Genomic DNA, 21021 nt, shown 5'->3' with positions numbered 1-21021 from the left:
GTTCACCTCTTCAAGGTGGCTGACCTGCGTCCATGAGTCCAATACATGTTTGTCACCGGATTGATCGTGGTTCAAGATAGATCCGTGGAACTCCAGCACCTGCGCTACGTGCTCGCCGTCGCCGAAACGAACAGCTTCACCCGCGGCGCCGAGCGCTGCTTCGTCGCCCAGTCCGCGCTCAGTCACCAGATCGCCCGGCTGGAACGCGAACTGGGCGCGAAGCTGTTCGACCGCACGAGCCGCCGGGTCCGGCTGACCGCCGCCGGTGCGGCGTTCCTGCCCGCGGCACGGCAGTGCCTCGACGCCGCCGACCGGGCCGTCGCCGAGGTCGCGGCGGCGATCGGCGAAGTGCGGGGCAGGCTCACCGTCGGCGCGATCCCGACCGTGGCGGCGGTGGACATTCCGGTGGCACTGCGCGAATTCCACCGGCGCTATCCCCAGGTGCGCGTCGGCCTGCGGTCCGGCGCGAGCGAGGAACTCGTCGAAGCGGTGAAGGAGGGCAGCCTCGAAGTCGCTTTCCTCGGCCTGCCAACCACTGCGCGGCCGCAGGGGGTGAACTCGCGCGAGCTGGCCCGCGACCACCTCGTCGCCGTGACCGCACCAGAACACCCACTGGCCGAAGCGTCCGAAGTGGACCTTCGACGGCTGACCGAAGAGACCTTTGTGGACTTCCCGGCCGGGACGGCGGGACGGGCGCAGTCCGACGAGGCCTTCGCCGCGGCCGGGCTGGTCCGCGAGGTGGCCTTCGAGGTGACCGCGGCGGATTTCATGGCCAAGCTCATCCGGCAGGGCCTCGGCGTGGCCATGCTCCCGTCGGCCTACGCGCCGCAGCTGACCGGGGTCGCGACCGTTCCGGTGCTCGGCGCGCCCGGCCGCGTCGAATACCTGGTTTGGAGCCGGGCCGGGTTGAGCCCGGCCGCGACCGCCTTCCTGGACGCGCTCAGCACTCCCCGCGCATGATCCCGGCGAGCTGCTCCGGTCGCAGGGGCGGCTCGGGCAGCGGATGCGCGGCCTCGGCACGCAGGCCGTCACAGATCATCGCCAGGTGCCGCCGCCACAGTTCCGGGTTGACCGCCGCGGTGGCCTCGATGGTCCTGGTGATCGACCAGGTGACGAAGGCCAGGTCCTCGGTGGTGAAGTCCTCGCGCAGCGCGCCCTCCCGCCGCGCGCGGGCGACCAGTTCCGACATCAGCTCGTAGCCGCGCCGCGGATCCGCCTGGGGCAGCCAGCGCGCGGCCAGGTCGTTGAACCCGCGATCGGCCGCCTGCAGCAGGCACATCTGCTCCAGGAACAGGGTGAACCCCGCCCACGCGTCGGGCATGGCCAACGCGTTCTCGGCGGAGCGCACCACCGTGTCCACCCGATCGGCGAACACCGCGGCGCACAGGTCCTCCCTGGTCGGGAACCGGTTGTACAGCGTGCCGATGCTCACCCCGGCCCGGCGCGCGACCTCCTCCAGCGCCACGTTCAGCCCGCGCTCGGCGAAGAGCGCGCGAGCCGAATCGATGAGCTTCTCGCGGTTGAGCTGGGCGTCGCGGCGCATGGGCTCACCCTAGCAAGTTGACGACTCCCTCAAGTTAGCGCTAGCGTCGAAATAAGTTGAGGACGTCCTCAACATGAACCTGAGGAGTGGCGATGACGGATTCGGCAGGCAAGGTGCTCGTGGTGCTCGGTGCGGGACCGGGGCTCGGCATGTCGATGGCGCACCGGTTCGGCCGGGAGGGTTTCCGGGTGGCGCTGGTGTCCCGCACCGACCGCAGGCACGAGGGCTACCGCGCGAGCCTCACCGCGGCGGGGATCGAAGCGCGCACGTACACCGCCGACGTCAACGACGCGGCGGACCTCAAGCGCGTGCTCGGCGAGATCACCGGCGACCTGGGCGGCTACGACACCGTCTACTTCGGACCGGTCAGCCCGGACACGCTGGACGTCGTGCCGCTCACCGAGGCCGGTGCGGACGACCTGCTGACCCCGGTCGGTGGCATGCTCACCGCGGCGGCCACCCTGGTCGGCGAGGTGCTGCCCGGCATGGTTTCGCGCGGCGACGGCGCGTTGTTCTTCGGCGGCGGGCTCAGCGGCAAGATCCCCATGCCGATGCTGGGCAACCTGGCACCGGCCGCGGCCGCGCTGCGCATGTACGTGCTCACCCTCGCCGAAGCGCTGAAGGAGAGCGGCGTCCACGCGGCCACGCTCACCATCGGCGGGCTGATCGAACGCGGCGACATCCACCGCTCGTTCCTGGACCGGAACGCTTCACTGGAGGGCATCGGCACCCTCGACCCCGATGACATCGCCGACACCGCCTGGTCGATGTACGTCGACCGCGACCGCACCGAAGCCGACTTCGGCGCGCCGGCTACTTCGGCAGCTTGACCACGGTGACGAAGAAGTCGTCGATCTGGCGGACCACCTCGACGAAGCGCTCGAAGTCGACCGGCTTGGTGACGTAGGCGTTGGCGTGCAGGTCGTAGCTGCGCAGGATGTCCTCCTCGGCCTCGGAGGTGGTCAGCACCACCACCGGGATGCTGCGCAGTTCCGGCTCGGCCTTGATCTCGGCGAGCACCTGGCGGCCGTCCTTCTTCGGCAGGTTCAGGTCGAGCAGGATCAGCCCGGGGCGCGGCGCGTCGGCGTACTCGCCGTCGCGCCGCAGGAAGTCCAGCGCCTCCACGCCGTCGCTGACCACGTGCAGCGAATTGCGGATCTTGTGGTGCTCGAACGCTTCCTTGGTCATCAGCACGTCGCCGGGGTCGTCCTCGACCAGCAGGATGTCGATCGGGGCCAGTGAATCGCTCACGATGGCTCGCTCTCTGTGTTTTCCGTGTTTTCGGCGGAGGTCCGGGGGTTGACCGGCAGGGTGAAGCGGAACCGGGTGCGCCCGGCCGGTGCCTCGGTGTCCAGCCAGATGCGGCCACCGTGGTACTCCACGATCTTGCGGCACATCGCCAGGCCGATGCCGGTGCCCGGATAGGCGCTCTTCGGGTGCAGCCGCTGGAAGATGGCGAAGATGCGGTCGGCGTACTCGGCTTCGATGCCGATGCCGTTGTCGGTGACCGAGAAGACCCAGTCGTCCCCGTCGCGTTCCGCCTCGATCCGGATCTCCGGCGGCTCTTCCCCTCGAAACTTCAGCGCGTTGCTCAGCAGGTTCTGGAACACGCCGGTGAGCAGGGTGGCTTCGCCGTGCACCACCGGCAGCTCGCCGTGGGTGATGGTGGCGCCCGCCTCCTCGGCGACCGACTCCACGTTCCGCATCGCCTGGCCGACCAGTTTCGCGGAGTCGACTTCGGCGGTCTCACCGGTTTTTCGGCCCACCCTGGAGAACGCCAGCAGGTCGTTGATCAGCGCCTGCATCCGGCGGGCGCCGTCCACCGCGAACTCGATGTACTGGTCGCCGCGCTCGTCGAGCTGGCCCTGGTAGCGGCGCTGCAGCAGCTGGCAGAAGCTGGCCACCTTGCGCAGCGGCTCCTGCAGGTCGTGCGAGGCGACGTAGGCGAACTGCTCGAGGTCGGAGTTGGACCGCCGCAGTTCGTCCCGCGCGTGCTTCAGCTCGGCCAGCTCGGCGACGATCCGGCGGCGCATGTCCTCCACGTCGGCACCCAGCTGGACCAGCTCGCGCGGCCCGCCGGCGCGCACTTCGCGGTGCAGGTCGTCCTCGGTGACCGCCCTGACCTCGGCGGCCAGCTTCTGCACCGGGCGGGCGATGGCGCGGCGGAAACCGAGGTAGAGCGCGGCGAACAGGACGATCAGCAGTCCCGCCACCACCGCGAGCATCGACTGCAGGAAGCCCGATGTGGTCTCCAGCCCGTCACGGGCGTCCACCCGCGCGTCGTTGTAGTGCGCGCGCTGGATGTCGAGCACCTCGCGGACGCCGTCGAAGTAGGCCTTGCTCTGCTCCACCTGCGCCGCGCCGACCGGTGGCGCGCCGGGCGCGGTCCAGGTGTCGGCCACCCGCTGCCACTCCCCCGCGCGCGCGAGCACGGCGTCGAGGTCGTCACCGGGCACCGTGCCGGGCCGCGCACCGGCGTCACGCAGCTGCGCCACCGCGCGCGCCTGCTCGGCCAGGCCCTGCGGGTAGGGCGCGAGGAAGCGTCGGTCGCCGGTGAGCAGGTAGCCACGGACACCGGTCTCCTGGTTCAGCAGCGCCGAAGTCAGCGTCTGCGCGCCGATCAGCCCGGGATCGATCTCGTCGACCAGGCGGACGCGGGCGGTTTCGAGGTTCTCCAGCGCCACCACCCCGGCCACGATGACCCCGGCCAGCAGCGCCGCGGTGATCGTGGCCAGCAGCGTCATCCAGCGGCGGATCGGCCAGGTGGTGGCCGCGCGCCGCCGCTGCTGGAGCCGGGTCTCGACGGTCATGCCTTCTCCTGGTGGCCGAGCAGGACAACCGCGACGTCGTCGTCGAGCGGTCCGCCGTTGCGGCGCTCCGCCTCGGCGATCAGCTCGTCGAGCACGCCGGCCGGGGCGGCCCGCCAGTCCGGCCGGTCGCGCAGCAGGCCGAGGAACAGCTCGGTCATCTCCTCCTGGCCGAGCAGCTCGATCCCGTGCCCGCTGCGGCCCTCGAAGATGCCGTCGGTGCACAGCAGCAGCACCCAGCCCGGTTCGAGTTCGACCTCCATCGGCTCCCAGCGGGCGTCCGGCAGCACACCCAGCGGGACGCCGAGCCGGTCGACCGGCAGCAGGTGCGCGCCCGAACCGGTGCGCAGGAACGGCGGCGGGTGCCCGGCCAGGCGCATGCTCAGCGACCGCCTGTCCGGCGCGACCGAGACCACGCACACGGTGGCGAACTGGTTGTTGATCCGTTCGTGCGTGAGCACCTGCTGGACGGTGGCCAGCACCTGGTCCTGCGGCAGTCCGGCGAGCACCAGCGACCGCCAGGCGATGCGCAGTGCCACGCCCAGCGCGGCCTCGTCGGGCCCGTGGCCGGAGACGTCGCCGATGATCACGTGCAGGGTGCCGTCGGCCAGCTCGACCGCGTCGTAGAAGTCCCCGCCGAGCAGCGCGCCGTCACGGCCCGGCCGGTAGCGGGCGACCAGCGACAGCTCCGCCGAGGCCAGCAGCGGGGTGGGCAGCAGGCCGCGTTCCAGTCGTGTGTACTCGCCTGCCCGCAGCTGCTGCTCGCGCAGCGACTGCTCGACCTGCTCGGCCCGCTTGCGCTCCCAGGCGTACCGCAGCGCCTTGCTCAGCAGCGGGCCGTCGACCTGGCTCTTGACCAGGTAGTCCTGGGCACCGGCGGCGACCGCGGCCTGGCCGGTGCGCTCGTCGGCGCGGCCGGTGAGCACCACCACCGCGGTACCCGGCGCGAACCGGCGCAGCCTGGCCACCGAATCGAGGCCCATCGCGTCGGGCAGCGCGAGGTCGAGCAGCACGCAGTCGGCGCGGATCGGGGCGGACAGCGCTTCGGCCAGCGTGCCGACGCGGCGCAGCGTGGTCGGTTCGAGCGCGTCGGCGAGCATCTCCTCGACCAGGAGCGCGTCACCGTCATCGTCCTCGACCAACAGCACGTGCAACCGGTACCCCACCGACAACCGCGGGAGTGGACCTGCCTTTTCAGGCGAGTGAGCCGAGCCCATCCACCCTCCGAATCCGCCGAATCCACCCTTGCCACACACCTACGGCGCGTCCCCGGACGGCCGTCTCGGGAAGGCTACACACCGCGCCCGCGCAGCCCGCGCAAGCGGCGCCTCGCGCGCCTCGGTGTTTCCCCCGTTTGTCCTCGTTTGTCCGCGGTCCGGCTTGGGAGGTTCATCCTGGGGTACTCACCGATCAGTGTCGCCGATCGGGGAAAGGGCCGCGACCGTGGAGGACCGGGAGCCTGTGCTGGATCTCTCCGGCAATCCCGCCGAACTGGGCCGGGTCCGGCGCTGGGCCAGGAGCCGGCTCACCGGGCTCGACCCCGCGCTGCTGGCCGACGCCGTCGGCGCGCTGGACGAGCTGACCTCCAACGCGATCCGCCACGGCGCGCCGCCGCGCCGGGTGCGCCTGCGCCGGGCGCCCTCACTGCTGCGGATCGAGGTCAGCGACGGCTCGCCCGAACCGGCCGAGTACCGGACACCGGACAACGACGGCGGCCGCGGGCTGCGCCTGGTCGACGCCTACGTCAGCGCCTGGGGCCAGACCATGGGCGACGCCGGGAAAACGGTGTGGGCGGACATCGCGCTCGGCCCGAAACCGACGTGAGCGGGCGCGAGCTGACCGTCGCCTCCGGCTGAACAGCAGAACGCGACGGCCCCGCTCCAGCGGAACCGCCGCGCCTGGTCTGCCGGACGGGACTACTTGTTCGTGCCCGGAGTCATCACCTTGTCGATCACGAAGACGGTCGCGTTCTTGGTGGGGATGTTGCCGCACAGCACCTTCGCGCCGTTCACCGTCAGGTTCTCGCCGCTGCCCTCGATCTTCAGCGGGCCACCGGCGGTGTTCAGGCTCTCCAGCGAACCACCCGCGGCCGCCAGGCCCTTGGCGTCGTAGCGCTTGGGCACGACGTGGTACTGCAGGATCGGCGCCAGCTCGTCCGGCTTGCCAGCCAGCTCCTTGAACTTAGCGTCGCCCAACTCGGCGAACGCCGGGTCGGCCGGGGCGAACACGGTGATCGCCTCCTGGCTGTTCAGCGTGTCCACCAGGTTGGTGGCCTTGACCGCGGCCACCAGCTTGGTCAGCAGCGGATTGGTCGACGCGGCGCTGGCCACCGGCTGCGGGCCCATCGAGTCCAGCGAACCCGGCTCACTGCCCTGGGGCAGCTGCGAACACGCCGGGCCGAACACGTCGGCGTTGGTGGTCACCCCTTCACCCGCGCCGGCGGCCGGGCTGGACATCGGCGGCGCCATCTCGCTCGACGGGGCGGGAGCCGGGGTGTTGCCCGGCGAGGCGGTGTCGTCACTCCCGCAGGCGGTCAGCGTCAGCGCGGCCACCGCGGCGAAACCGATTCCGGCGACACGAAGGTTCTTCACGGAAATCACTCCATTTTTCACATCGGGTGTTCGGAACTACTGGCGAAGCGGATTGGCACCCGTTCGGGTGATTACCGCGTGGTGAAGGAAATGGTGTGCAGTCCGGTCGCGCCGTCGGGCACGGTGCCGCGGCGTTCCCCGGTCTGCACCTGACCGGATTTGTCGGTGGCGCGGCAGGAGATCTGGTGGCTACCGGCGGGCACGTCGAACTCGTGCCACCACATCCGCCAGGTGTCGGCGTTGACTTCCTTGGACAGCATGGCTTCCTGCCACGGTCCGCGGTTCAGCCGGACCTCGACCGCGGCCACGCCGGTGTGCTGCGCCCAGGCGACTCCGCCGAGCCGCACCTTTCCGGCGGGCAGCGTTTCGAAACCCTTCGGGAAATCGATCCTGGACTGCGTTTTGATCGGTGCCCGCTCGGCCCAGCCGCGGTCGAGCCAATACGCGCGACGGGCCGCCCAGGTGGTGATCTCCAGTTCGACCACCCATTTGGTGGCCGAAACATAACCGTAGAGACCGGGCACCACCAACCGGGCCGGAAAACCGTGCTCGACCGGCAGCGGTTCACCGTTCATCCCGATCGCCAGCATCGCGCCGCGCCCGCGGTCCAGCGCGGCGGCCACCGGCGTACCCGCGGTCCAGCCGTCCACGCTGGTCGAGAACAGCTGCTCGGCACCCGGCCGCACCCCGGCCTCGGTCAGCAGGTCCGCCAGGTCCACGCCGACGAAGTTGGCCGTGGACACGTACGGGCCGCCGACCTCGTTGGACACGCAGGTCATGGTGATGGTGCGTTCCACCAGCGGCCGGTCGCGGATGTCGGCGTAGTCGCAGGTGAGTTCGCGGTCCACCATGCCGTGGATGCGCAGGCGCCAGTCCTCGGTGCGCACCTGCGGCACCGACAACGCGGTGTCCACCCGGTAGAAATCCTTGTTGGGCGTGAGGAACGGCGGAGTTCCGAGCTTCGCGAAGTCGGCGTCGGCCGGGATCGCGGGCGCGGTCCGCGCGGGTACCAGTGCGCCGACGTTCGCCCGTGAGGACGCCGCGTCACGCGCTCCGGCGAGCACTTGACCGGCCGCACCGGCCGCTCCCGCGCCCACCACGACACCCGCTCCGGCGAGCAGCACCGAACGTCGCGAAGGGCCTTCCTCTTGCTCGGCTTTCGCTTTCGCCTTCGTGTGGAAAAGGCGGCGCAGCCAGGCGAAAACCCCCACCCCGGCGAGCAGACTGGCGATCGGCGCGAGCACGGCGACGGCGGTCAGGTCCGGCCGCGCGGCCACCGCGACGATGCCGACCACACCGAAGACCGCGATCACCACCGCGCCGGGCACCACCGATCGCCGTGACGCCACCCCGGCGGCGGCCGAAACGAGCACCATCACCACCGCCATGCCCAGCAGCAGCACCAGTTTGTCGTAGGTGCCGAAGGTGCGGACCGCGTAGTCCTTCAGCTCCACCGGGGTCAGGTCGATGGCGCCGTTGCCCACGGCCAGGTACGGCGAGGCGTTGCCGCCGACGAACCCGGCGACCAGGTGCCCGGCCGCCAGCGCGGCGAGCAGCGCGAGCACGCCCAGCAGCGCCGCGACGAGCACCGGCACCTTCGCGGTGTCCGATGTGGATGGTTCCTCGTCGCTGGTCATGCCGGTGATTCGGCACCGGTGCGGGGGCAGATTGGTCGGCGCGCGAAATTTCCGTGAGCGGCACCACGAAATTCCCCCGTGACGTTTCCGCCACCACCGTGTCCTTCCACTGACACACCCGCCACATCCGACGAGGAGGACAAGATGGCGAACGACAAGCAGCAGCCGAGCAGCGACCTGGTCACCACCGAGGGCATCACCACCATCGCCGACACCGTGGTGCGGAAGGTCGCCGGGCTTGCCGCGAGTGAGATCTCCGGGGTGCACGCGCTCGGCGGCGGTGCTTCGCGGGCGTTCAACGCGTTGCGCGAGCGCATCCCTGGCGCCACCGCGAGCGCGGGGCAGGGTGTTTCGGTCGAGGTCGGCGAGCGTCAGGCCGCGGTGGATCTCCAGCTCGAAGTGGAGTACGGGGTGGCCATCGCCGAGTTGAGCCGCGCGGTGCGCCGCAACGTGATCACCGCCGTGGAGCGGATGACCGGGTTGCAGGTCGTCGAGGTGAACATCACCGTCGCCGACGTGCACCTGCCCGACGAGGATTCCGGCTCCACTGAAACCGACCGCGTGCACTGAACGGGGAGAACACCATGAACGCCACCCGAATCGGCTTGCTCACCGGCCTGGCGCTCGGCCTCGCGGCCGCGTTCGGCGGTTTCCACGCCTTCCTGATCGTGCTGGTGCTCGGTGGGCTCGGCCTGCTCACCGGGCGGTTCCTGGACGGCAGGCTCGATCTGTCCCAGCTGACCGGCCGCGATCGGGGGTGACCGCGATGAGCACCGGGGAACGCGGCACCCTCACCATCGAGGACCGCGTCGTCGAGCGCATCGCCGCGCAGGCGGTGACCGAGGTCGACGGCGCGGGCGAGGACCGGCCGGCGAAAGTACGCGCCCGGGTGACCGGCGAGTCGGCGACGCTGGACGTCCGGCTTTCGATCAGTTATCCGCTCTCGGTGGCCAGTACCACCGAAAGCGCACGACAGCACCTGAGGCGGCGCGTCGGCGAACTGGCCGGGGTGACGGTTTCGCGGGTGGACATCACGGTCACCGCGCTGCGGTCACGCGCCGCCGGAACGGGGAGGGTCGAATGAAACGCCGTCCTCGCCGTGCGGTGGCGGCCGCGCTGACCGCACTGGTGGTGGCCGCTGTCAGCGCGGTGGTCGCCGTGGTCGCCATCCAGCTGATCCTCGGGGAACGGCCGTGGATCGACCACACCTCGGTGGCGGGCCTCCGGTGGAGCGATCTGCCGGTCGCCGTCGCCGGTGGCGCGTTTGTCCTTTTAGGACTCGTACTGGCGCTCGCGGCGGTCCTGCCCGGCAGGTTGGTGGTCCTGCCGATTCGCGCGGATTCCGGCATCACGCGGCACAGCTATCGCTCCACCCTGCGCCGGGCGGCGGCAGACGTGGACGGGGTGTCGCGGGCGAAGCTCACCCTGCGCCGGCGCAGGGTCTCGGCCAAGGTGCGCACCGAACGGACAAACACCACCGGCCTGGCCGACGCGGTTCGCTCGGCCTTGGAGCACCGGCTCGGCCAACTCGATCCGTCGATCGGCCCGCGGATCTCGGTCAAGGTTGTCAGGAGGGCGAAATGACCAGTCTCAACCGCCCGGCGCGGCTCAACCGCGGACTGCTCGGCTTTTTCGGCCTGCTACTGCTGGCGGCTGGTGGGTTCGCGCTCGGCACCCACTCGGGCAGGCTCACCTGGGTCGACCACTCCGGATTACTGCTACCGGGCATCGCGTCTCCGCCCGCCTGGTCGCTCTACGCCACCGCCGCGGGCGCCATCGTGGCCGGTTTGCTCGCTTTGCGCTGGCTGGTGGCCCAGTTGGCGCGCAAGCCGAAAACGCACACCTGGCACTTCGAAACCGATCCGTCGCAGGGACGCACCGAAATCGCCGCCTCCACCGCGGTCGCCCCTTTCGCAGAGGAGGTCAGCACCCTGCCAGGCGTGCACTCCGCACGCGCCACCCTGGCAGGCTCGCCTCATTCACCGGTGCTCGCCCTGATCATGCGGACCCACCAATCCAGCGATCTCCAAGCCATCCGGGAGCACCTGGACACCGCAGCCCTCCCACGCCTACGAACGGCATTGGACCTGGACACCCTCCCGCTCACCGTCGAATACCGACCCACCCCCACCACCGGCGACCGCGTGCACTAACCCCGCCCGACAGCACGGCGAGGCGCAGCGCGGTCGACCGGTTGACGGTGAGCAGATCGGCGGGGCTGGTGGCCGTGGTCAGGTTCGCCGGTGTTTCCAGCACGACCACGAGCGCCAGCAGCAGCCCGCAGGCCGGGCCGAAGGCCAGTCCGTAGACGGCGGCGCTGAACACCGTCTCCTGGATGAGCAGGCCCTGGTCGTCCTCGACGGACATGTCGGGCGAAATCGCGCTCACGAGCTGGGCCGTGAGCGCGTAGGTGACACCGGCGAGCATGCCGCCGGCGGTACCGGCCAGGAACCTGACGACGACCTTCCGCCGGATCCCCGGTTGTCTCGCCGACCGGTCGGACAGTCGCACGCGGACCCGCGCCGGCGCGACGAACCCGCTCTTGCGGAGCACGAACAACCCGTACAGCAGCCCGCACGGCAGGGCGATCAGCGGGTCTTCGCCAGGTTCACCACCCTTCCGACACCGACGTCCCTCCACGCCGATGTCACTCGGGCGCCTTGGCGTGCACCCCACCATCCAGCAACACTCGAGCGGCGCAACCAGGTGGCGCGGAACATCAAACCCTCGGCAAGTGGCGCTTGACCAGCGGGTCTCGCCTTTCCTACTGTGGGTAAGGTGCCGAAGACGACTGCGGGGACCAGGATCAAACCGGTGGTGCGCTGGAGCCTGGGCCACGCGCTCCCCCGCACCGCGTTGCGCCTCGCGGCTCGGCGGGGCGATCTGCAGGCGCGGCTCTTCGTCGAGGCCAATGCGGCGCCGACCGTGGCGCTGGCCGACGTGTTCGACGGCATCCGCGCCCGCGGCCCGCTGCTCAAGTCCCGCTTCGCCTACGCCACCACCTCGCACGCCACGGTCAAGGAAGTGCTCACCGGCAACGACTTCCGCAGCGGCGTCGGCGCGACGGGCACCGGGGTGCTGGCGCGGCTGACCGAATGGTCCGCCAGCGACCTGCTGCACCCCATCGCACCACCGTCCCTGCTGGCCACCGAACCACCCGACCACACGCGCTACCGCAAGCTCGTCACCAGGGTGTTCACCGTGCGCGCGGTGGAGAACCTGCGCACCCGCACCGAGCAGATCGCGAACGACCTGCTCGACCAGCTCGACGCCACCGAGCCGGTCGACCTGGTCGGCACCTACTGCGGCCTGCTCCCGGTCACCGTGATCGCCGAAATCCTCGGGGTGCCCGCCCACGAACGCCGCCGGATGCTCGAACTGGGGTCGGCCGCCGCGCCCAGTCTTGACATGGGCCTGCCCTGGCGGCAGTTCCGCGCGGTGGAGTCGGCGCTCGAAGCCTTCGACACCTGGCTCTCCCGCCACCTGGACCACCTGCGCGAAAACCCCGGCGACAACCTGCTCAGCAAGCTCATCGCCGCCCGCGAGGACGGCGTCGGCCTCACCGATCACGAACTCCGCGCCACCGCGGGCCTGGTGCTCGCCGCCGGGTTCGAAACCACGGTGAACCTGCTCGGCAACGGCATCGCGCTCCTGCACGAGCACCCGGAGCAACTCGAAGCACTCCAGAACGGCGGCTGGTCCAACGCGGTCGACGAGATCCTGCGCGTCGACCCGCCCGTGCTGCTCACCGGCCGGACCTGTCTGCGCGACACCGAGGTCTCCGGGGTGCGAGTGCCCGAAGGTGCGGTCGTCACCACCATTCTCGCCGGGGCGAATCGCGATCCAGCCGTCTTCGACGACCCCGCACGCTTCGACGTGACCAGGGAGAACGCCCGCGAGCACCTGTCCTTCTCGGCGGGCCGCCACTACTGCCTCGGCGCCGCGCTCGCGCGGATGGAGGGCGAAGTGGGCCTGAAAGTGCTGTTCGACCGCTTCCCGGGATTGAACCTGCTGCCCGGCGCGCGGCGGCGCCCGACCCGGATCCTTCGCGGCTACGAACACCTGCCCGCGCGGCTGAAGGCGTAAAGGTCCCGCTTCGCCTCAAGGATCGGGGGAGCTCCGAGGCGAAGCGGGAGTTCTGGGCCGGTCCGGGGTCGCCTCGCGGCGAGGGGCGCAACGCGGCTCCAGCCGAACTGGTATTCCGCGAAGGCGAGGGGTGAGGCCCGGGGACTCCTTCCGGACCGGCACCCAGTACAACGTTCCGGCGCCGCCGGTGTTCCGGCGACGGACGTGACCTGTGCCTCAGCGTGGTCGTTCACGAGGATTCGATCACGCACGGTGACTCAGGCGGAGCGTGCCCGCCGCGCGCGGTCGACGATCGCCACCGCTCGTTCGACCGACACCAGTTCCGGCATCGGTACGCTGTCGATCTCCGCGCGCCACTGGCCCAGCAGCCGGTCCACGGCGGTTTCTGTCCACATCACATGCCTCGCACTTGTTCGTCTCGGCTCCGTAGTCGGTGCCGGGCGGCGTGGCGTTATCAGAGTTTCCGCTGGTGGTGAGCATGGTCACCGTCCAAGAAGGACCACCGGGCGGTTCCGGAACCGCAACCGGGTTAACCCATCTGAGCGGGGCCCGTTCGCACCACGACGGGACGCCTTCCCCGAGCTACGCTGAGCACCCCGGCAGTGTCGCTAGTGGACTGTCGACGGGAGTGGATGCCTGCTATGACACCGAGAAACACCACGATGGTCTCGGCCAGACTGGACCGGGAGATCAGCCACCGGGAGGCCGCCGAGCTGGCGAGGCGGATGCACGGCGCCGAGCTGATCGCGATCGCCGTGCGGGGTGACCTGCTCGGAATCGCCAGCCGCACCCGGCACACGCCCTATCCCGCGCTGGAGATCGCGGGAGAAACCTTCGCGGACGGCCTGGCCGAAGCCGGTTACAAGATCCGCTCGTGGCGCTCGATCGAGTGGCTCTCCGGCGCCGACGCCACCCTCCGCCATCCCGACCTCGAATGGCTGCCCCTGGCCGCGTGAGGCTCCCAGGCCAACCCGGCTCACGTGCGCGTGGAGCGGAACTTGTCCAGGACCCGCCGTTCGCGCTTGGTCGGACGGCCCGCGCCGCGGTCTCGGCGGGCGACCGGGATGGCGGCTTCCGGCGGTGGCGCCGGGGTGCGGTCGATGAAGCAGGTGGCAGCGTCGGCGGCGCCCACCCGCTTCTGGATCACGCGCACCACCTCGACCACGCGCGTCCGGTCGCCGACCCGGGCGCGCACCTCGTCCCCTGGCGACACCGTGGTGGCCGGTTTGGCCGGCTTGTCGTTGACGCGGACGTGGCCGCCCCGGCAGGCCGCGGCGGCATCGGGTCGGGTCTTGGTCAGCCGGACCGCCCACAGCCAGCGGTCCACTCGGGTGGACTCCACCACCCCATGATGCCCTACCGCTCAGACCCCGTTGAGCCCGTCGAGAAACGCCTGCTCGAACCGCACCGGATCGGCGCCGAGCGCGACCAGCAGCCGGTCTCCCCCGGCACGCGGCGCGGTCCGGCCCGACTGCTCACCGTGCTGGACCACCACGATCGGGGTCTTCCTCGCCTCGGTCACCACCGCGTCGTCACCGTAGGCCCACACCGCGGCCAGCGCGTCCCACCAGTAGAAGTACTGCAACGCGATCCCGTCCCGCATGATCGGCTGCGTCATGATCGAGTGCACGATCCGCGCGCTCGGCGTGCGCCCCTCGGCACCGACTCGGTCCACGTAGGCCTGCGTGATCAACACGTGGTTCGTCGCGTCGAGCGGGGTCAGGCGCACCGGCACGGCACCGAAGGCGGCACGGGCCGACGGCGGGTCCAGCCAGATGTTCAGTTCCTGGCTGTTGTCGAACCCCGGCAGCGCCTCGCCGAACAGGTTGCCCGGCACGTGCACCGCCCCGCCCATCACGTGCGCGACGGCCACCTTGTGCGCCAGCGGGCTGCCGGGCGGCACCGCGCGCGCGAGATTGCTCAGCGGCCCGGTCACCAGCACCGACACCTTGCCCTTGGCCGACGCGAGCGTTTTCGCGATCAGCTGCGCCGCGGTCAACTTCGACGGTGGCGGGGTGCGCCCGGCGTCGCCGAGCGCGCCGGTGAGCACCTCCTCCATGTCACGCACGGTGGACGCGGGCGCCGGGTGCACCCCGGTGTCCGAGCCGTCGGCGACCGGGACTCCCGGCAGCCCGCACTGCTCGAGCACGCTGATCGCGTGCTGGCGGGCGCGGCCCGGCGTGCCGAAACCGTTGTTGGTGACGGTGACCGCGCGCAGGTCGATCCGCTTTTCCCGGTGCTGGACGCACAGGTAGGCCAGCGTCGACGCGTCGTCCACGTCGAGGTCGCTGTCGTAGATCACCGGAACCGGTGACGGAGACGGAGACGGAGCCGCGGTGGCAGGCGGAGCGAGCACTCCGCCGGCGACCAGGACAAGGGCGAGCAGTGCAGTGCGCATCGGATCTCCCCAGGAAGCCGATCAGGCCACGACACGCCAGCCTATCCGGGCCCGGGCGTGCCCGCTAACACGTTTGCGCCGCCAGGTCCGACGGGTGCGTGGCCAGCGGCGTGACCTGGATCGTCATGAACGGGTACAGCGGCAGCGACGACAGGATGTCGTGCAGTTCGTCGTTCGACGGCACGTCGAACACGCTGATGTTGCTGTAGCGCCCGACGACCCGCCACAGGTGCGGCCACGCCCCCGACCGCTGCAGCTCCAGCGCCCTGGCCTTTTCGGTGGCCACCAGCTTGTCGCGCTCGACCGGATCGAAGCCGGGCGGGATGGCGACGTCCATCCGGACGTGGAACAACACGGGGATCAGCTCCTTCTCACGTGCGGGTGAACGCCTTGACCGCGGCCGGATCCAGCTCGACGCCCAGGCCGGGGCCGTCGGGCAGGTGCAGTTCACCGTCGGCGTAGCGCAGCGGGGTGGTCAGCAGTTGCTCGCTCATCAGCAGCGGCCCGAACAGCTCGCTGCCCCAGGTCACCGCCGGGCTGGCGCAGGCAAGCTGCAGCGAGGCCGCGGTGCCGACCGGACTTTCGATGGAAGTGCCGCCGTGGCAAGGAATTCCGGCGGCCGCGGCGATCTCGGCGATGGCCATGGTCTGGCGCAGCCCGCCGGATTTGGTGGTCTTGAGCGCGTACACGTCGGCAGCGCGCAGCCGCGCCAGCCGCAGTGCGTCGCCGGGGGTGCGCAGGCTTTCGTCGGCCATCACCGGGATCGGCAGCGCCCGGTTGATTTCGGCGAGCGCCTCGATCTCGGGGCCGGGCACCGGCTGCTCGACCAACTCCACCCCGGCGTCGGCCAGTTTCGGCAGGTAGGTGAGCGACGTGAGCAGGTCCCAGCGGGCGTTGAGGTCGACCCGGACGCTCGCCACCCCGGCCAGCTTCTCGGCGATCGCGCAGACCCGCGCCACGTCCTCGGCGGGCTCCAGCGCGCCCATCTTCAGCTTGAAACTCCGGTGCAGCCCGGCGTCCAGCTTGCCCAGCGCCTCCTCGACCACCACCGGCGCCGGTTCGGTGCCCAGCGCCCAGGTCACCGGGACGGAGCGCCGGGCCACCCCGCCGAGCAGGGTGTGCACCGGCACCCCGAGGCAGCGGGCCCAGGCGTCGTGCAGCGCGACCTCCACGGCGGCTTTGGCGTAGAGGTTCGCGGCGACCACGTCGCCAAGGTCCCGCCGGATCCCGGCGAGATCGTCGACCCGGCGGCCGAGCAGCACCGGCGTGAGGTACCGCTCGACCACCAGCCGCATGGTCTCCACCGACTCACCGCCCCACCACGGACCGCCCGGCACCACGCCCTCGCCGACGCCGGTGACACCGCCCGCGGTGCGGACGAAGACCAGCAGCACCGGCTGGGCCGCCATGCTCGCCCTGGCGAACCGGTGCGGCCGGCGCAACGGCACGTCCAGCAGCACGGTTTCGACACGATCGATGCGCAGGTCGGTCATGAAGGCTCACTTTCGGTGGGGTGGAACGGGATCAGGCCCGTTCGAGGACGAAGTCGTATTCCGAGCGCAGGCCGCCGTCCCCGGTGGGTTCCGGGTGCAGCACCAGCTCGGGCTTGGTGGCTTCGGCGATGTCGCTGTCGAGCCACTTCCCGCCCTCGAAGTACAGCTGGGTGGTGATCGGCCGGTACCCGGGCGCGCGCACGATCAGGTGCAGGTGCGCGGGCCGCCACGGGTGCCAGCCCGCGGCCTCGATCAGCTTCCCGGTGGGGCCGTCGGTGGGGATCTGGTAGGGCGCGGGCTGGATCGTGCTGACCTCGAACCGGCCATGGCCGTCGGTGACCACCACCCCGCGCAGGTTGCCGTCCGGGATGCCGGGCGCGAATCCGGAGTAGTAGCCCTGTTCATCGGCGTGCCAGAGGTCGAGTTCCGCGCGGGGCACCGGATTCCCGTCGACGTCGCGGACCTGACCGGCGAACACCAGCGGGGTGCCCCGCTCGTCCGGTCGTGACGGCAGCGCGGTCACCGACGGCAACCGCTGCTGGTCCGGCAGGTAGTACGGGCCGAGAATGCTGCCCTTGGTGCCCCGCTGGGATTCGGCGGCCACGTCCTCGACCACGTGCTCCACAAAAACGTCGAGGAACAGCGGCCATTCGCCGCCCTCCCCCAGGTCCATCAGCCACTGCTTGGCCGCCTGGAACTCCGGGTAGGTGACCCGCTCGTCGCGGATGGCCTGGTGCACGCCGGCGAGCACGGCGCGGACGACGGCGTCCACGCGCTCGGCAGAAACTTCACCGTCCGCGTGCTGCCTGGTGGCGCGGAAGGCTTCGGTCGCGGAGGCGCCGGAGTCCGCCGCGGTGGGCGATTCCTCGGTGCTTTCGGTGGTGGTCATGGTTTCTCCTCCGGTCAGCGGGCACTCAGGGTCTGGTCACCGGGGTTGTACAGGTCGGGCACGGTCCAGCCGTCGAGGTCGTACTCGGCCATGCACGACTCGGCGAAGCCCTTCATCCGGTCCGCGGCCCCGGACTGCTGGGCGGCGAAGAGCAGCTCGGCGCGCACGCCTTCGTGGTTGCCCGAGTAGTTGCGCTCGTAGAGTTCGTGGCGGCCGCCGAACTCGCTGCCGATCGAGTCCCAGATCAGCTTCATCAGCTTGACCCGCTCGACCGAGTCGTAGCCGTTGGAACCCCGCACGTACTGGTCGAGGTACGGGCGGATCTCCGGCGACTTGAAGTCCACAGAGGACGATGGCAGGTAGATCAGGCCGCTGCCGAGGTCCTGCATGATGATCTCGCGCACCCGCGGGTAGCCCACCGTCATGAACCACCGGTAGGCGAGCCCGTAGTCCAGGTGCGGCAGGACCGCGCCGTCGCGCCATTCGTCCGGCCGCGCGGCCATCGCGTCGGACAGCGCCCAGAACATGTTGCGCCAGCCGATGACCTCGCCGACCCGGGTCTGGATGCCGCGGAAGTCCTTGGTACCGGTGACTTCCACCCCCTTCATCAGCAGCCCGGCGATGAAGTCGAGCTTGACCCCGAGCCGGGTGACGCCGTGGAAGGTGAAGCGGTGCAGGAAACCGGAACCGGGGAAGAAGGTGCTCGCCTTGTCGGCGTCGCCGTAGATGAACACGTTCTCCCACGGGATCTTCACCTTGTCCAGGATGAAGATCGTGTCGTTCTCGTCGAACCGGCTCGAGAGCGGGTAGTCGAACGGGCTGGCGGTCTTGTCCGCCACGTTCGCGTAGGAGTTGCGGCAGATCAGCTTCATTCCCGGCGCACCCATCGGCACCGTGCAGACCAGCGCGAACTCGCGCTTCTTGATCGGCAGGCCGTAGTGGGCGATGAAGTTGTAGTTGGTGATCGCCGAGCCGGTGGCCACCACCTTCGCGCCGGAGACGACCAACCCGTCGTCGGTTTCCTTCTCCACGTGGATGAACAGGTCCTTGACCTCGTCCGGTGCCTTGTCGCGGTCGACCGGCGGATTGATGATCGCGTGGTTCCAGTACAGGACCTTCTCCTGCGACTCCTTGTACCAGCGCCGCGCGTTGTCGGCGAAGGGCTCGTAGAAGTCGGAATTCGCACCGAGCGTGCCGAGAAAGGCGGCCTTGTAGTCGGGGCTGCGGCCCATCCAGCCGTAGGTCATCCGAGCCCAGGCGGCGATCGCGTCACGGTCGGCGAACAGGTCCTCTTTGGACCGTGGCGTGCGGAAGAACGGATGGGTGAACCCGTCGCTGCCGGTATCGGTCGACGTGGTCAATACGTCGCGCTGGGCCGGATCGTGCAGGGCGTCGTAGAGCCGCGCGGTCATCCGCACCGAGTTGCGGAACGCCGGGTGCGTGGTGACGTCGTCGACCTTGTCACCGTAGATGAACACTTCGCGACCGTCGCGAATGGACTCGACGTACTCGGCGCCGGTCATCGGCCGGGTGGTCGGACGGGCGGGCTCGGTGGGCGCCGGGGTGTGATCCTGCTGGATGGTCATGGGGAACCCTTCTTCGTTGAATGGTCCGAATGGCTCAGGAACGAGCGGGCAGCGGGGAGAACAGTTCGGTGCCGAACCAGCCGCTGTCCGGGCAGTCGAGGGACGCCGCCCAGTGCAGATCGGCCTGGATCGGCCCGAGTTCGCGGAAACCACCGGCGTAGAACAACAGCGGGTCCGCGCCGCTGATCTCGAGGTGGCCGACCTCGCCGATGACGATCAGGTGGTCGCCGCCGTCGTAAGTGCGCCACGGCAGACAGGAGATGGTCGCCGCGTTGCCGGCCAGCACCGGGGCGATCGGCCCCTCGGCCCACTTCGGCGGGGTGTCCTGCGGGCGGCCGGCGAAGTGCAGTGCGGTCTCGAGCTGGCCGGCGGCGAGCACGTTGACCGCGAACGGAGCGTCGTCGAGGTATCGGCAGGCCTTGGACCGCCGGGTCAGCGTCACCTGGCAGAGCGCCGGTTCGAGGGAGACGGCGGTGAAGGCGTTGACCGTGGCCCCGTGCGGCTCGCCTGCCTCGTTGCGGCAGGTCACCACCGTGACTCCGGTGGCGAACCGGCCGAACCCGGCGCGGATGTCCCGCTCGTCGAGCGCCATCGCTTCCACCTCCTGTACGCTATGCGTTCAAGTGGCACGCACTGCGTGCAGGCTGAGGGTCCCCCGGCGCACACGTCGTGTCAAGGCGGGGCGGTACGGGAGGATGGCGATCATGACCACGGGACCGACCGATCGCGACCGAATCCAGAGCCTCGAACGCGGCTTCGCCGTACTGCTCGCGTTCGACGCCGAAAGGCCCAACCCGACGCTGGCCGAACTCGCGTCGGCCACCGACCTCTCCCGGCCGGCCGTGCGCCGGATTCTGCTTACGCTGCAACACCTCGGCTACGTCCGGGGTGAGGCGGGGCGGTGGTCGCTCACCCCGCGCGTGCTGAGCATCGGGCAGCACTACTCGGCCTCGCACGCGATGATCGAGATCGCCCAGCCGCACCTGATGCGGCTGGCCGAGCACACCAGGGAATCGGCTTCACTCGCCGCCCTCGACGGCGCCGAAGTGGTTTACGTGGCAAGGGTTCCGGTCCGCCGGATCATGAGCATCAACGTCTCGGTCGGCACCCGGGTGCCCGCGCACTCGACCTCGATGGGCCGGGTGCTGCTGGCCTGGGAACCCGCCGAAGTGGTCGACCAGGTGCTCGCCGAGCACGGGCTGCCGGCCAGCACCGAGCACACGATCACCGATCCGGCGCGGTTCCGCCGGGCGCTGGCCGAGACCAGGGCGCGGGGCTGGGCGATCGTGGCCGAGGAACTGGAGATCGGGCTGCTGTCCGCGGCGGCACCGGTGCGCGACCAGTCCGGGAAGGTGATCGCCGCGCTGGCGTCGTCGACCTCGAGCGGGCGGTCGAGCGTGGCGGAGCTGCGGGAGAAGGTGGTGCCGGTGCTGTGCGAGACCGCCGGCCGGATCAGCGCCGACTTCGGGCACCGCGCCACGGCCTCGGGGCGCACCACCGGTGGGCACGACGGCTTCTTCTGAGCCCGCGCCCGATCAGGTCAGTGCGGCGGGAACACCAGCACGTCGGCGTCCTGCCCGTCGTCCATCACGGTCCGGAGCCGGACGTTGGCCCAGAAGGTGGTCCGCTCGTCGTCCCGGCTGATGCCCCACGCGAGCGTGCAGTTGTTGAGCACCTTCCAGCTCTCCTGGCTCGGCGCGGTCCGCGGCGGCCTCCCCTCACGGCCCGTGCGCACCTCGACGCGGAGCTGCGGCTGCGCCGCGGCGAACGGGCTGATCACCGCGTGCACCTCACCGGGCAGCCGCCCGTTGCCCAGTGCGATCACCGCGAGTTCGTCGGCCACCAGCAGGGTGTCGACCACCGCCTCCCGGCCGTACGGCTCGACCAGAGCGCGGATCGCGGCGCGGATCCCGGCGAGATCGGTGACGTCTTCCAGCAGGTGCGAGGATTGCAACTCGTTCCCGTCCGGGATCGACATGAACGTCACCTCC

At 70.4% G+C, this 21021-nt stretch carries 27 protein-coding genes; 11 read left to right on the top strand and 16 right to left on the bottom strand.

What is annotated here, in order from left to right; translation table 11 throughout:
- Nucleotides 1-84: 84 nt before the first annotated feature.
- Nucleotides 85-960 (top strand): LysR family transcriptional regulator, encoded by an 876-nt coding sequence (locus YIM_RS15260; protein ID WP_228004740.1) that lies wholly within the window; start codon nt 85-87, stop codon nt 958-960.
- Here the strand turns inward: YIM_RS15260 and YIM_RS15255 are convergent.
- Nucleotides 941-1543, bottom strand: coding sequence for a TetR/AcrR family transcriptional regulator (locus YIM_RS15255; protein WP_153030992.1), 603 nt, complete (start codon nt 1541-1543; stop codon nt 941-943). The two genes, YIM_RS15260 and YIM_RS15255, sit on opposite strands and share 20 nt — an antisense overlap.
- Before the next feature lie 92 nt (nt 1544-1635).
- Between YIM_RS15255 and YIM_RS15250 the strand changes: the two genes are divergently transcribed.
- The gene (locus YIM_RS15250; RefSeq protein ID WP_153030991.1) at nt 1636-2373 is read left to right on the top strand and encodes an SDR family oxidoreductase; all 738 of its coding nucleotides are present in this window, start codon (nt 1636-1638) and stop codon (nt 2371-2373) included.
- Here YIM_RS15250 and YIM_RS15245 read toward each other — a convergent pair.
- The 3 genes from YIM_RS15245 to YIM_RS15235 are packed head-to-tail and all read right to left on the bottom strand — an operon-like array spanning nt 2357 to nt 5567.
- The gene (locus YIM_RS15245; protein WP_153030990.1) at nt 2357-2794 is read right to left on the bottom strand and encodes a response regulator; all 438 of its coding nucleotides are present in this window, start codon (nt 2792-2794) and stop codon (nt 2357-2359) included. The genes YIM_RS15250 and YIM_RS15245 overlap by 17 nt on opposite strands.
- On the bottom strand, nt 2791-4353 hold the full coding sequence (locus YIM_RS15240) for an ATP-binding protein (RefSeq protein ID WP_228004739.1): 1563 nt from the start codon (nt 4351-4353) through the stop codon (nt 2791-2793). Before YIM_RS15240 ends, YIM_RS15245 begins: the two co-directional genes overlap by 4 nt.
- Nucleotides 4350-5567 carry a PP2C family protein-serine/threonine phosphatase gene (locus YIM_RS15235; protein ID WP_153030989.1) on the bottom strand — a complete coding sequence of 406 codons (1218 nt, stop codon included), beginning with the start codon at nt 5565-5567 and terminating at the stop codon, nt 4350-4352. The genes YIM_RS15240 and YIM_RS15235 overlap by 4 nt, the downstream gene beginning before the upstream one ends.
- Nucleotides 5568-5811: 244 nt before the next feature.
- Here YIM_RS15235 and YIM_RS15230 point away from each other — a divergent pair, with 244 nt between their 5' ends.
- Nucleotides 5812-6174 carry an ATP-binding protein gene (locus tag YIM_RS15230; RefSeq protein WP_228004737.1) on the top strand — a complete coding sequence of 121 codons (363 nt, stop codon included), beginning with the start codon at nt 5812-5814 and terminating at the stop codon, nt 6172-6174.
- A gap of 92 nt (nt 6175-6266) precedes the next feature.
- On the opposite strand, the gene YIM_RS15225 is transcribed toward YIM_RS15230, so the two are convergent.
- Together YIM_RS15225 and YIM_RS15220 are read right to left on the bottom strand one after the other, a co-directional pair.
- Nucleotides 6267-6941 carry a fasciclin domain-containing protein gene (locus YIM_RS15225; protein ID WP_153030987.1) on the bottom strand — a complete coding sequence of 225 codons (675 nt, stop codon included), beginning with the start codon at nt 6939-6941 and terminating at the stop codon, nt 6267-6269.
- 71 nt (nt 6942-7012) lie between these two features.
- A complete protein-coding gene (locus tag YIM_RS15220; RefSeq protein ID WP_194240161.1) occupies nt 7013-8578 on the bottom strand; it encodes a molybdopterin-dependent oxidoreductase in 1566 nt (521 codons plus the stop codon).
- 144 nt (nt 8579-8722) lie between these two features.
- On the opposite strand from YIM_RS15220, the gene YIM_RS15215 reads away from it, so the two are divergent.
- The 5 genes from YIM_RS15215 to YIM_RS15200 are packed head-to-tail and all read left to right on the top strand — an operon-like array spanning nt 8723 to nt 10731.
- Nucleotides 8723-9148, top strand: coding sequence for an Asp23/Gls24 family envelope stress response protein (locus tag YIM_RS15215; protein WP_153030986.1), 426 nt, complete (start codon nt 8723-8725; stop codon nt 9146-9148).
- Between the two features lie 14 nt (nt 9149-9162).
- Nucleotides 9163-9339, top strand: a complete 177-nt coding sequence (locus YIM_RS48585) for a hypothetical protein (protein ID WP_194240160.1) — start codon at nt 9163-9165, stop codon at nt 9337-9339.
- Nucleotides 9340-9344: 5 nt separating this feature from the next.
- On the top strand, nt 9345-9662 hold the full coding sequence (locus YIM_RS15210) for an Asp23/Gls24 family envelope stress response protein (protein WP_153030985.1): 318 nt from the start codon (nt 9345-9347) through the stop codon (nt 9660-9662).
- Entirely contained in the window at nt 9659-10162 is a 504-nt protein-coding gene (locus tag YIM_RS15205; protein ID WP_153030984.1) for a DUF6286 domain-containing protein, read from the top strand. Before YIM_RS15210 ends, YIM_RS15205 begins: the two co-directional genes overlap by 4 nt.
- Nucleotides 10159-10731: an alkaline shock response membrane anchor protein AmaP gene (locus YIM_RS15200; protein ID WP_153030983.1), complete on the top strand. Its 573-nt coding sequence runs from the start codon at nt 10159-10161 to the stop codon at nt 10729-10731. Before YIM_RS15205 ends, YIM_RS15200 begins: the two co-directional genes overlap by 4 nt.
- Here YIM_RS15200 and YIM_RS15195 read toward each other — a convergent pair.
- Nucleotides 10682-11218 (bottom strand): hypothetical protein, encoded by a 537-nt coding sequence (locus YIM_RS15195; protein WP_153030982.1) that lies wholly within the window; start codon nt 11216-11218, stop codon nt 10682-10684. The genes YIM_RS15200 and YIM_RS15195 overlap by 50 nt on opposite strands.
- Before the next feature lie 138 nt (nt 11219-11356).
- On the opposite strand from YIM_RS15195, the gene YIM_RS15190 reads away from it, so the two are divergent.
- Entirely contained in the window at nt 11357-12664 is a 1308-nt protein-coding gene (locus YIM_RS15190; protein ID WP_228004736.1) for a cytochrome P450, read from the top strand.
- 257 nt (nt 12665-12921) lie between these two features.
- Here the strand turns inward: YIM_RS15190 and YIM_RS15185 are convergent, their stop codons facing one another.
- Nucleotides 12922-13059: a hypothetical protein gene (locus YIM_RS15185; RefSeq protein ID WP_153030980.1), complete on the bottom strand. Its 138-nt coding sequence runs from the start codon at nt 13057-13059 to the stop codon at nt 12922-12924.
- Nucleotides 13060-13305: 246 nt separating this feature from the next.
- On the opposite strand from YIM_RS15185, the gene YIM_RS15180 reads away from it, so the two are divergent.
- Nucleotides 13306-13620, top strand: a complete 315-nt coding sequence (locus YIM_RS15180; protein WP_153030979.1) for a hypothetical protein — start codon at nt 13306-13308, stop codon at nt 13618-13620.
- Between the two features lie 20 nt (nt 13621-13640).
- On the opposite strand, the gene YIM_RS15175 is transcribed toward YIM_RS15180, so the two are convergent.
- The 7 genes from YIM_RS15175 to YIM_RS15145 form a co-directional block, all read right to left on the bottom strand.
- Nucleotides 13641-14006, bottom strand: coding sequence for an RNA-binding S4 domain-containing protein (locus YIM_RS15175; RefSeq protein ID WP_153030978.1), 366 nt, complete (start codon nt 14004-14006; stop codon nt 13641-13643).
- Between the two features lie 21 nt (nt 14007-14027).
- Nucleotides 14028-15062, bottom strand: coding sequence for a nucleoside hydrolase (locus YIM_RS15170; RefSeq protein ID WP_153030977.1), 1035 nt, complete (start codon nt 15060-15062; stop codon nt 14028-14030).
- A gap of 64 nt (nt 15063-15126) precedes the next feature.
- Nucleotides 15127-15417 carry a muconolactone Delta-isomerase gene (catC, locus tag YIM_RS15165; RefSeq protein WP_153030976.1) on the bottom strand — a complete coding sequence of 97 codons (291 nt, stop codon included), beginning with the start codon at nt 15415-15417 and terminating at the stop codon, nt 15127-15129.
- A gap of 16 nt (nt 15418-15433) precedes the next feature.
- Nucleotides 15434-16555 (bottom strand): muconate/chloromuconate family cycloisomerase, encoded by a 1122-nt coding sequence (locus tag YIM_RS15160; protein ID WP_153030975.1) that lies wholly within the window; start codon nt 16553-16555, stop codon nt 15434-15436.
- A gap of 31 nt (nt 16556-16586) precedes the next feature.
- Nucleotides 16587-17444 (bottom strand): catechol 1,2-dioxygenase, encoded by an 858-nt coding sequence (catA, locus tag YIM_RS15155; protein ID WP_153030974.1) that lies wholly within the window; start codon nt 17442-17444, stop codon nt 16587-16589.
- A 14-nt stretch (nt 17445-17458) separates the two neighbouring features.
- Complete coding sequence (locus YIM_RS15150; protein WP_153030973.1) at nt 17459-19030, bottom strand: 4-hydroxyphenylacetate 3-hydroxylase family protein; 1572 nt, start codon at nt 19028-19030, stop codon at nt 17459-17461.
- A gap of 34 nt (nt 19031-19064) precedes the next feature.
- A complete protein-coding gene (locus YIM_RS15145) occupies nt 19065-19622 on the bottom strand; it encodes a flavin reductase family protein (protein ID WP_153037002.1) in 558 nt (185 codons plus the stop codon).
- A 112-nt stretch (nt 19623-19734) separates the two neighbouring features.
- Here YIM_RS15145 and YIM_RS15140 point away from each other — a divergent pair, with 112 nt between their 5' ends.
- Nucleotides 19735-20553, top strand: a complete 819-nt coding sequence (locus YIM_RS15140) for an IclR family transcriptional regulator C-terminal domain-containing protein (protein WP_370468991.1) — start codon at nt 19735-19737, stop codon at nt 20551-20553.
- A 17-nt stretch (nt 20554-20570) separates the two neighbouring features.
- On the opposite strand, the gene YIM_RS15135 is transcribed toward YIM_RS15140, so the two are convergent.
- Nucleotides 20571-21008, bottom strand: a complete 438-nt coding sequence (locus YIM_RS15135) for a hypothetical protein (RefSeq protein WP_153030971.1) — start codon at nt 21006-21008, stop codon at nt 20571-20573.
- Nucleotides 21009-21021: the final 13 nt, after the last annotated feature.

Origin of the sequence: Amycolatopsis sp. YIM 10, from assembly GCF_009429145.1 — a bacterium.
Classification (GTDB): domain Bacteria; phylum Actinomycetota; class Actinomycetes; order Mycobacteriales; family Pseudonocardiaceae; genus Amycolatopsis.
This window is presented reverse-complemented; position numbering and strand designations above follow the sequence as displayed.

What these genes read in the sequence shown, in the direction of transcription:
- YIM_RS15255 (WP_153030992.1), bottom strand. Translation starts at nt 1,543, where the DNA reads ATGCGCCGCGACGCCCAGCTCAACCGCGAGAAGCTCATCGATTCGGCT.
- YIM_RS15250 (WP_153030991.1), top strand. Translation starts at nt 1,636, where the DNA reads ATGACGGATTCGGCAGGCAAGGTGCTCGTGGTGCTCGGTGCGGGACCG.
- YIM_RS15240 (WP_228004739.1), bottom strand. Translation starts at nt 4,353, where the DNA reads ATGACCGTCGAGACCCGGCTCCAGCAGCGGCGGCGCGCGGCCACCACC.
- YIM_RS15235 (WP_153030989.1), bottom strand. Translation starts at nt 5,567, where the DNA reads ATGGGCTCGGCTCACTCGCCTGAAAAGGCAGGTCCACTCCCGCGGTTG.
- YIM_RS15220 (WP_194240161.1), bottom strand. Translation starts at nt 8,578, where the DNA reads ATGACCAGCGACGAGGAACCATCCACATCGGACACCGCGAAGGTGCCG.
- YIM_RS15215 (WP_153030986.1), top strand. Translation starts at nt 8,723, where the DNA reads ATGGCGAACGACAAGCAGCAGCCGAGCAGCGACCTGGTCACCACCGAG.
- YIM_RS48585 (WP_194240160.1), top strand. Translation starts at nt 9,163, where the DNA reads ATGAACGCCACCCGAATCGGCTTGCTCACCGGCCTGGCGCTCGGCCTC.
- YIM_RS15210 (WP_153030985.1), top strand. Translation starts at nt 9,345, where the DNA reads ATGAGCACCGGGGAACGCGGCACCCTCACCATCGAGGACCGCGTCGTC.
- YIM_RS15205 (WP_153030984.1), top strand. Translation starts at nt 9,659, where the DNA reads ATGAAACGCCGTCCTCGCCGTGCGGTGGCGGCCGCGCTGACCGCACTG.
- YIM_RS15200 (WP_153030983.1), top strand. Translation starts at nt 10,159, where the DNA reads ATGACCAGTCTCAACCGCCCGGCGCGGCTCAACCGCGGACTGCTCGGC.
- YIM_RS15185 (WP_153030980.1), bottom strand. Translation starts at nt 13,059, where the DNA reads ATGTGGACAGAAACCGCCGTGGACCGGCTGCTGGGCCAGTGGCGCGCG.
- YIM_RS15180 (WP_153030979.1), top strand. Translation starts at nt 13,306, where the DNA reads ATGACACCGAGAAACACCACGATGGTCTCGGCCAGACTGGACCGGGAG.
- YIM_RS15170 (WP_153030977.1), bottom strand. Translation starts at nt 15,062, where the DNA reads ATGCGCACTGCACTGCTCGCCCTTGTCCTGGTCGCCGGCGGAGTGCTC.
- YIM_RS15160 (WP_153030975.1), bottom strand. Translation starts at nt 16,555, where the DNA reads ATGACCGACCTGCGCATCGATCGTGTCGAAACCGTGCTGCTGGACGTG.
- catA (WP_153030974.1), bottom strand. Translation starts at nt 17,444, where the DNA reads ATGACCACCACCGAAAGCACCGAGGAATCGCCCACCGCGGCGGACTCC.
- YIM_RS15150 (WP_153030973.1), bottom strand. Translation starts at nt 19,030, where the DNA reads ATGACCATCCAGCAGGATCACACCCCGGCGCCCACCGAGCCCGCCCGT.
- YIM_RS15145 (WP_153037002.1), bottom strand. Translation starts at nt 19,622, where the DNA reads ATGGCGCTCGACGAGCGGGACATCCGCGCCGGGTTCGGCCGGTTCGCC.
- YIM_RS15140 (WP_370468991.1), top strand. Translation starts at nt 19,735, where the DNA reads ATGACCACGGGACCGACCGATCGCGACCGAATCCAGAGCCTCGAACGC.
- YIM_RS15135 (WP_153030971.1), bottom strand. Translation starts at nt 21,008, where the DNA reads ATGTCGATCCCGGACGGGAACGAGTTGCAATCCTCGCACCTGCTGGAA.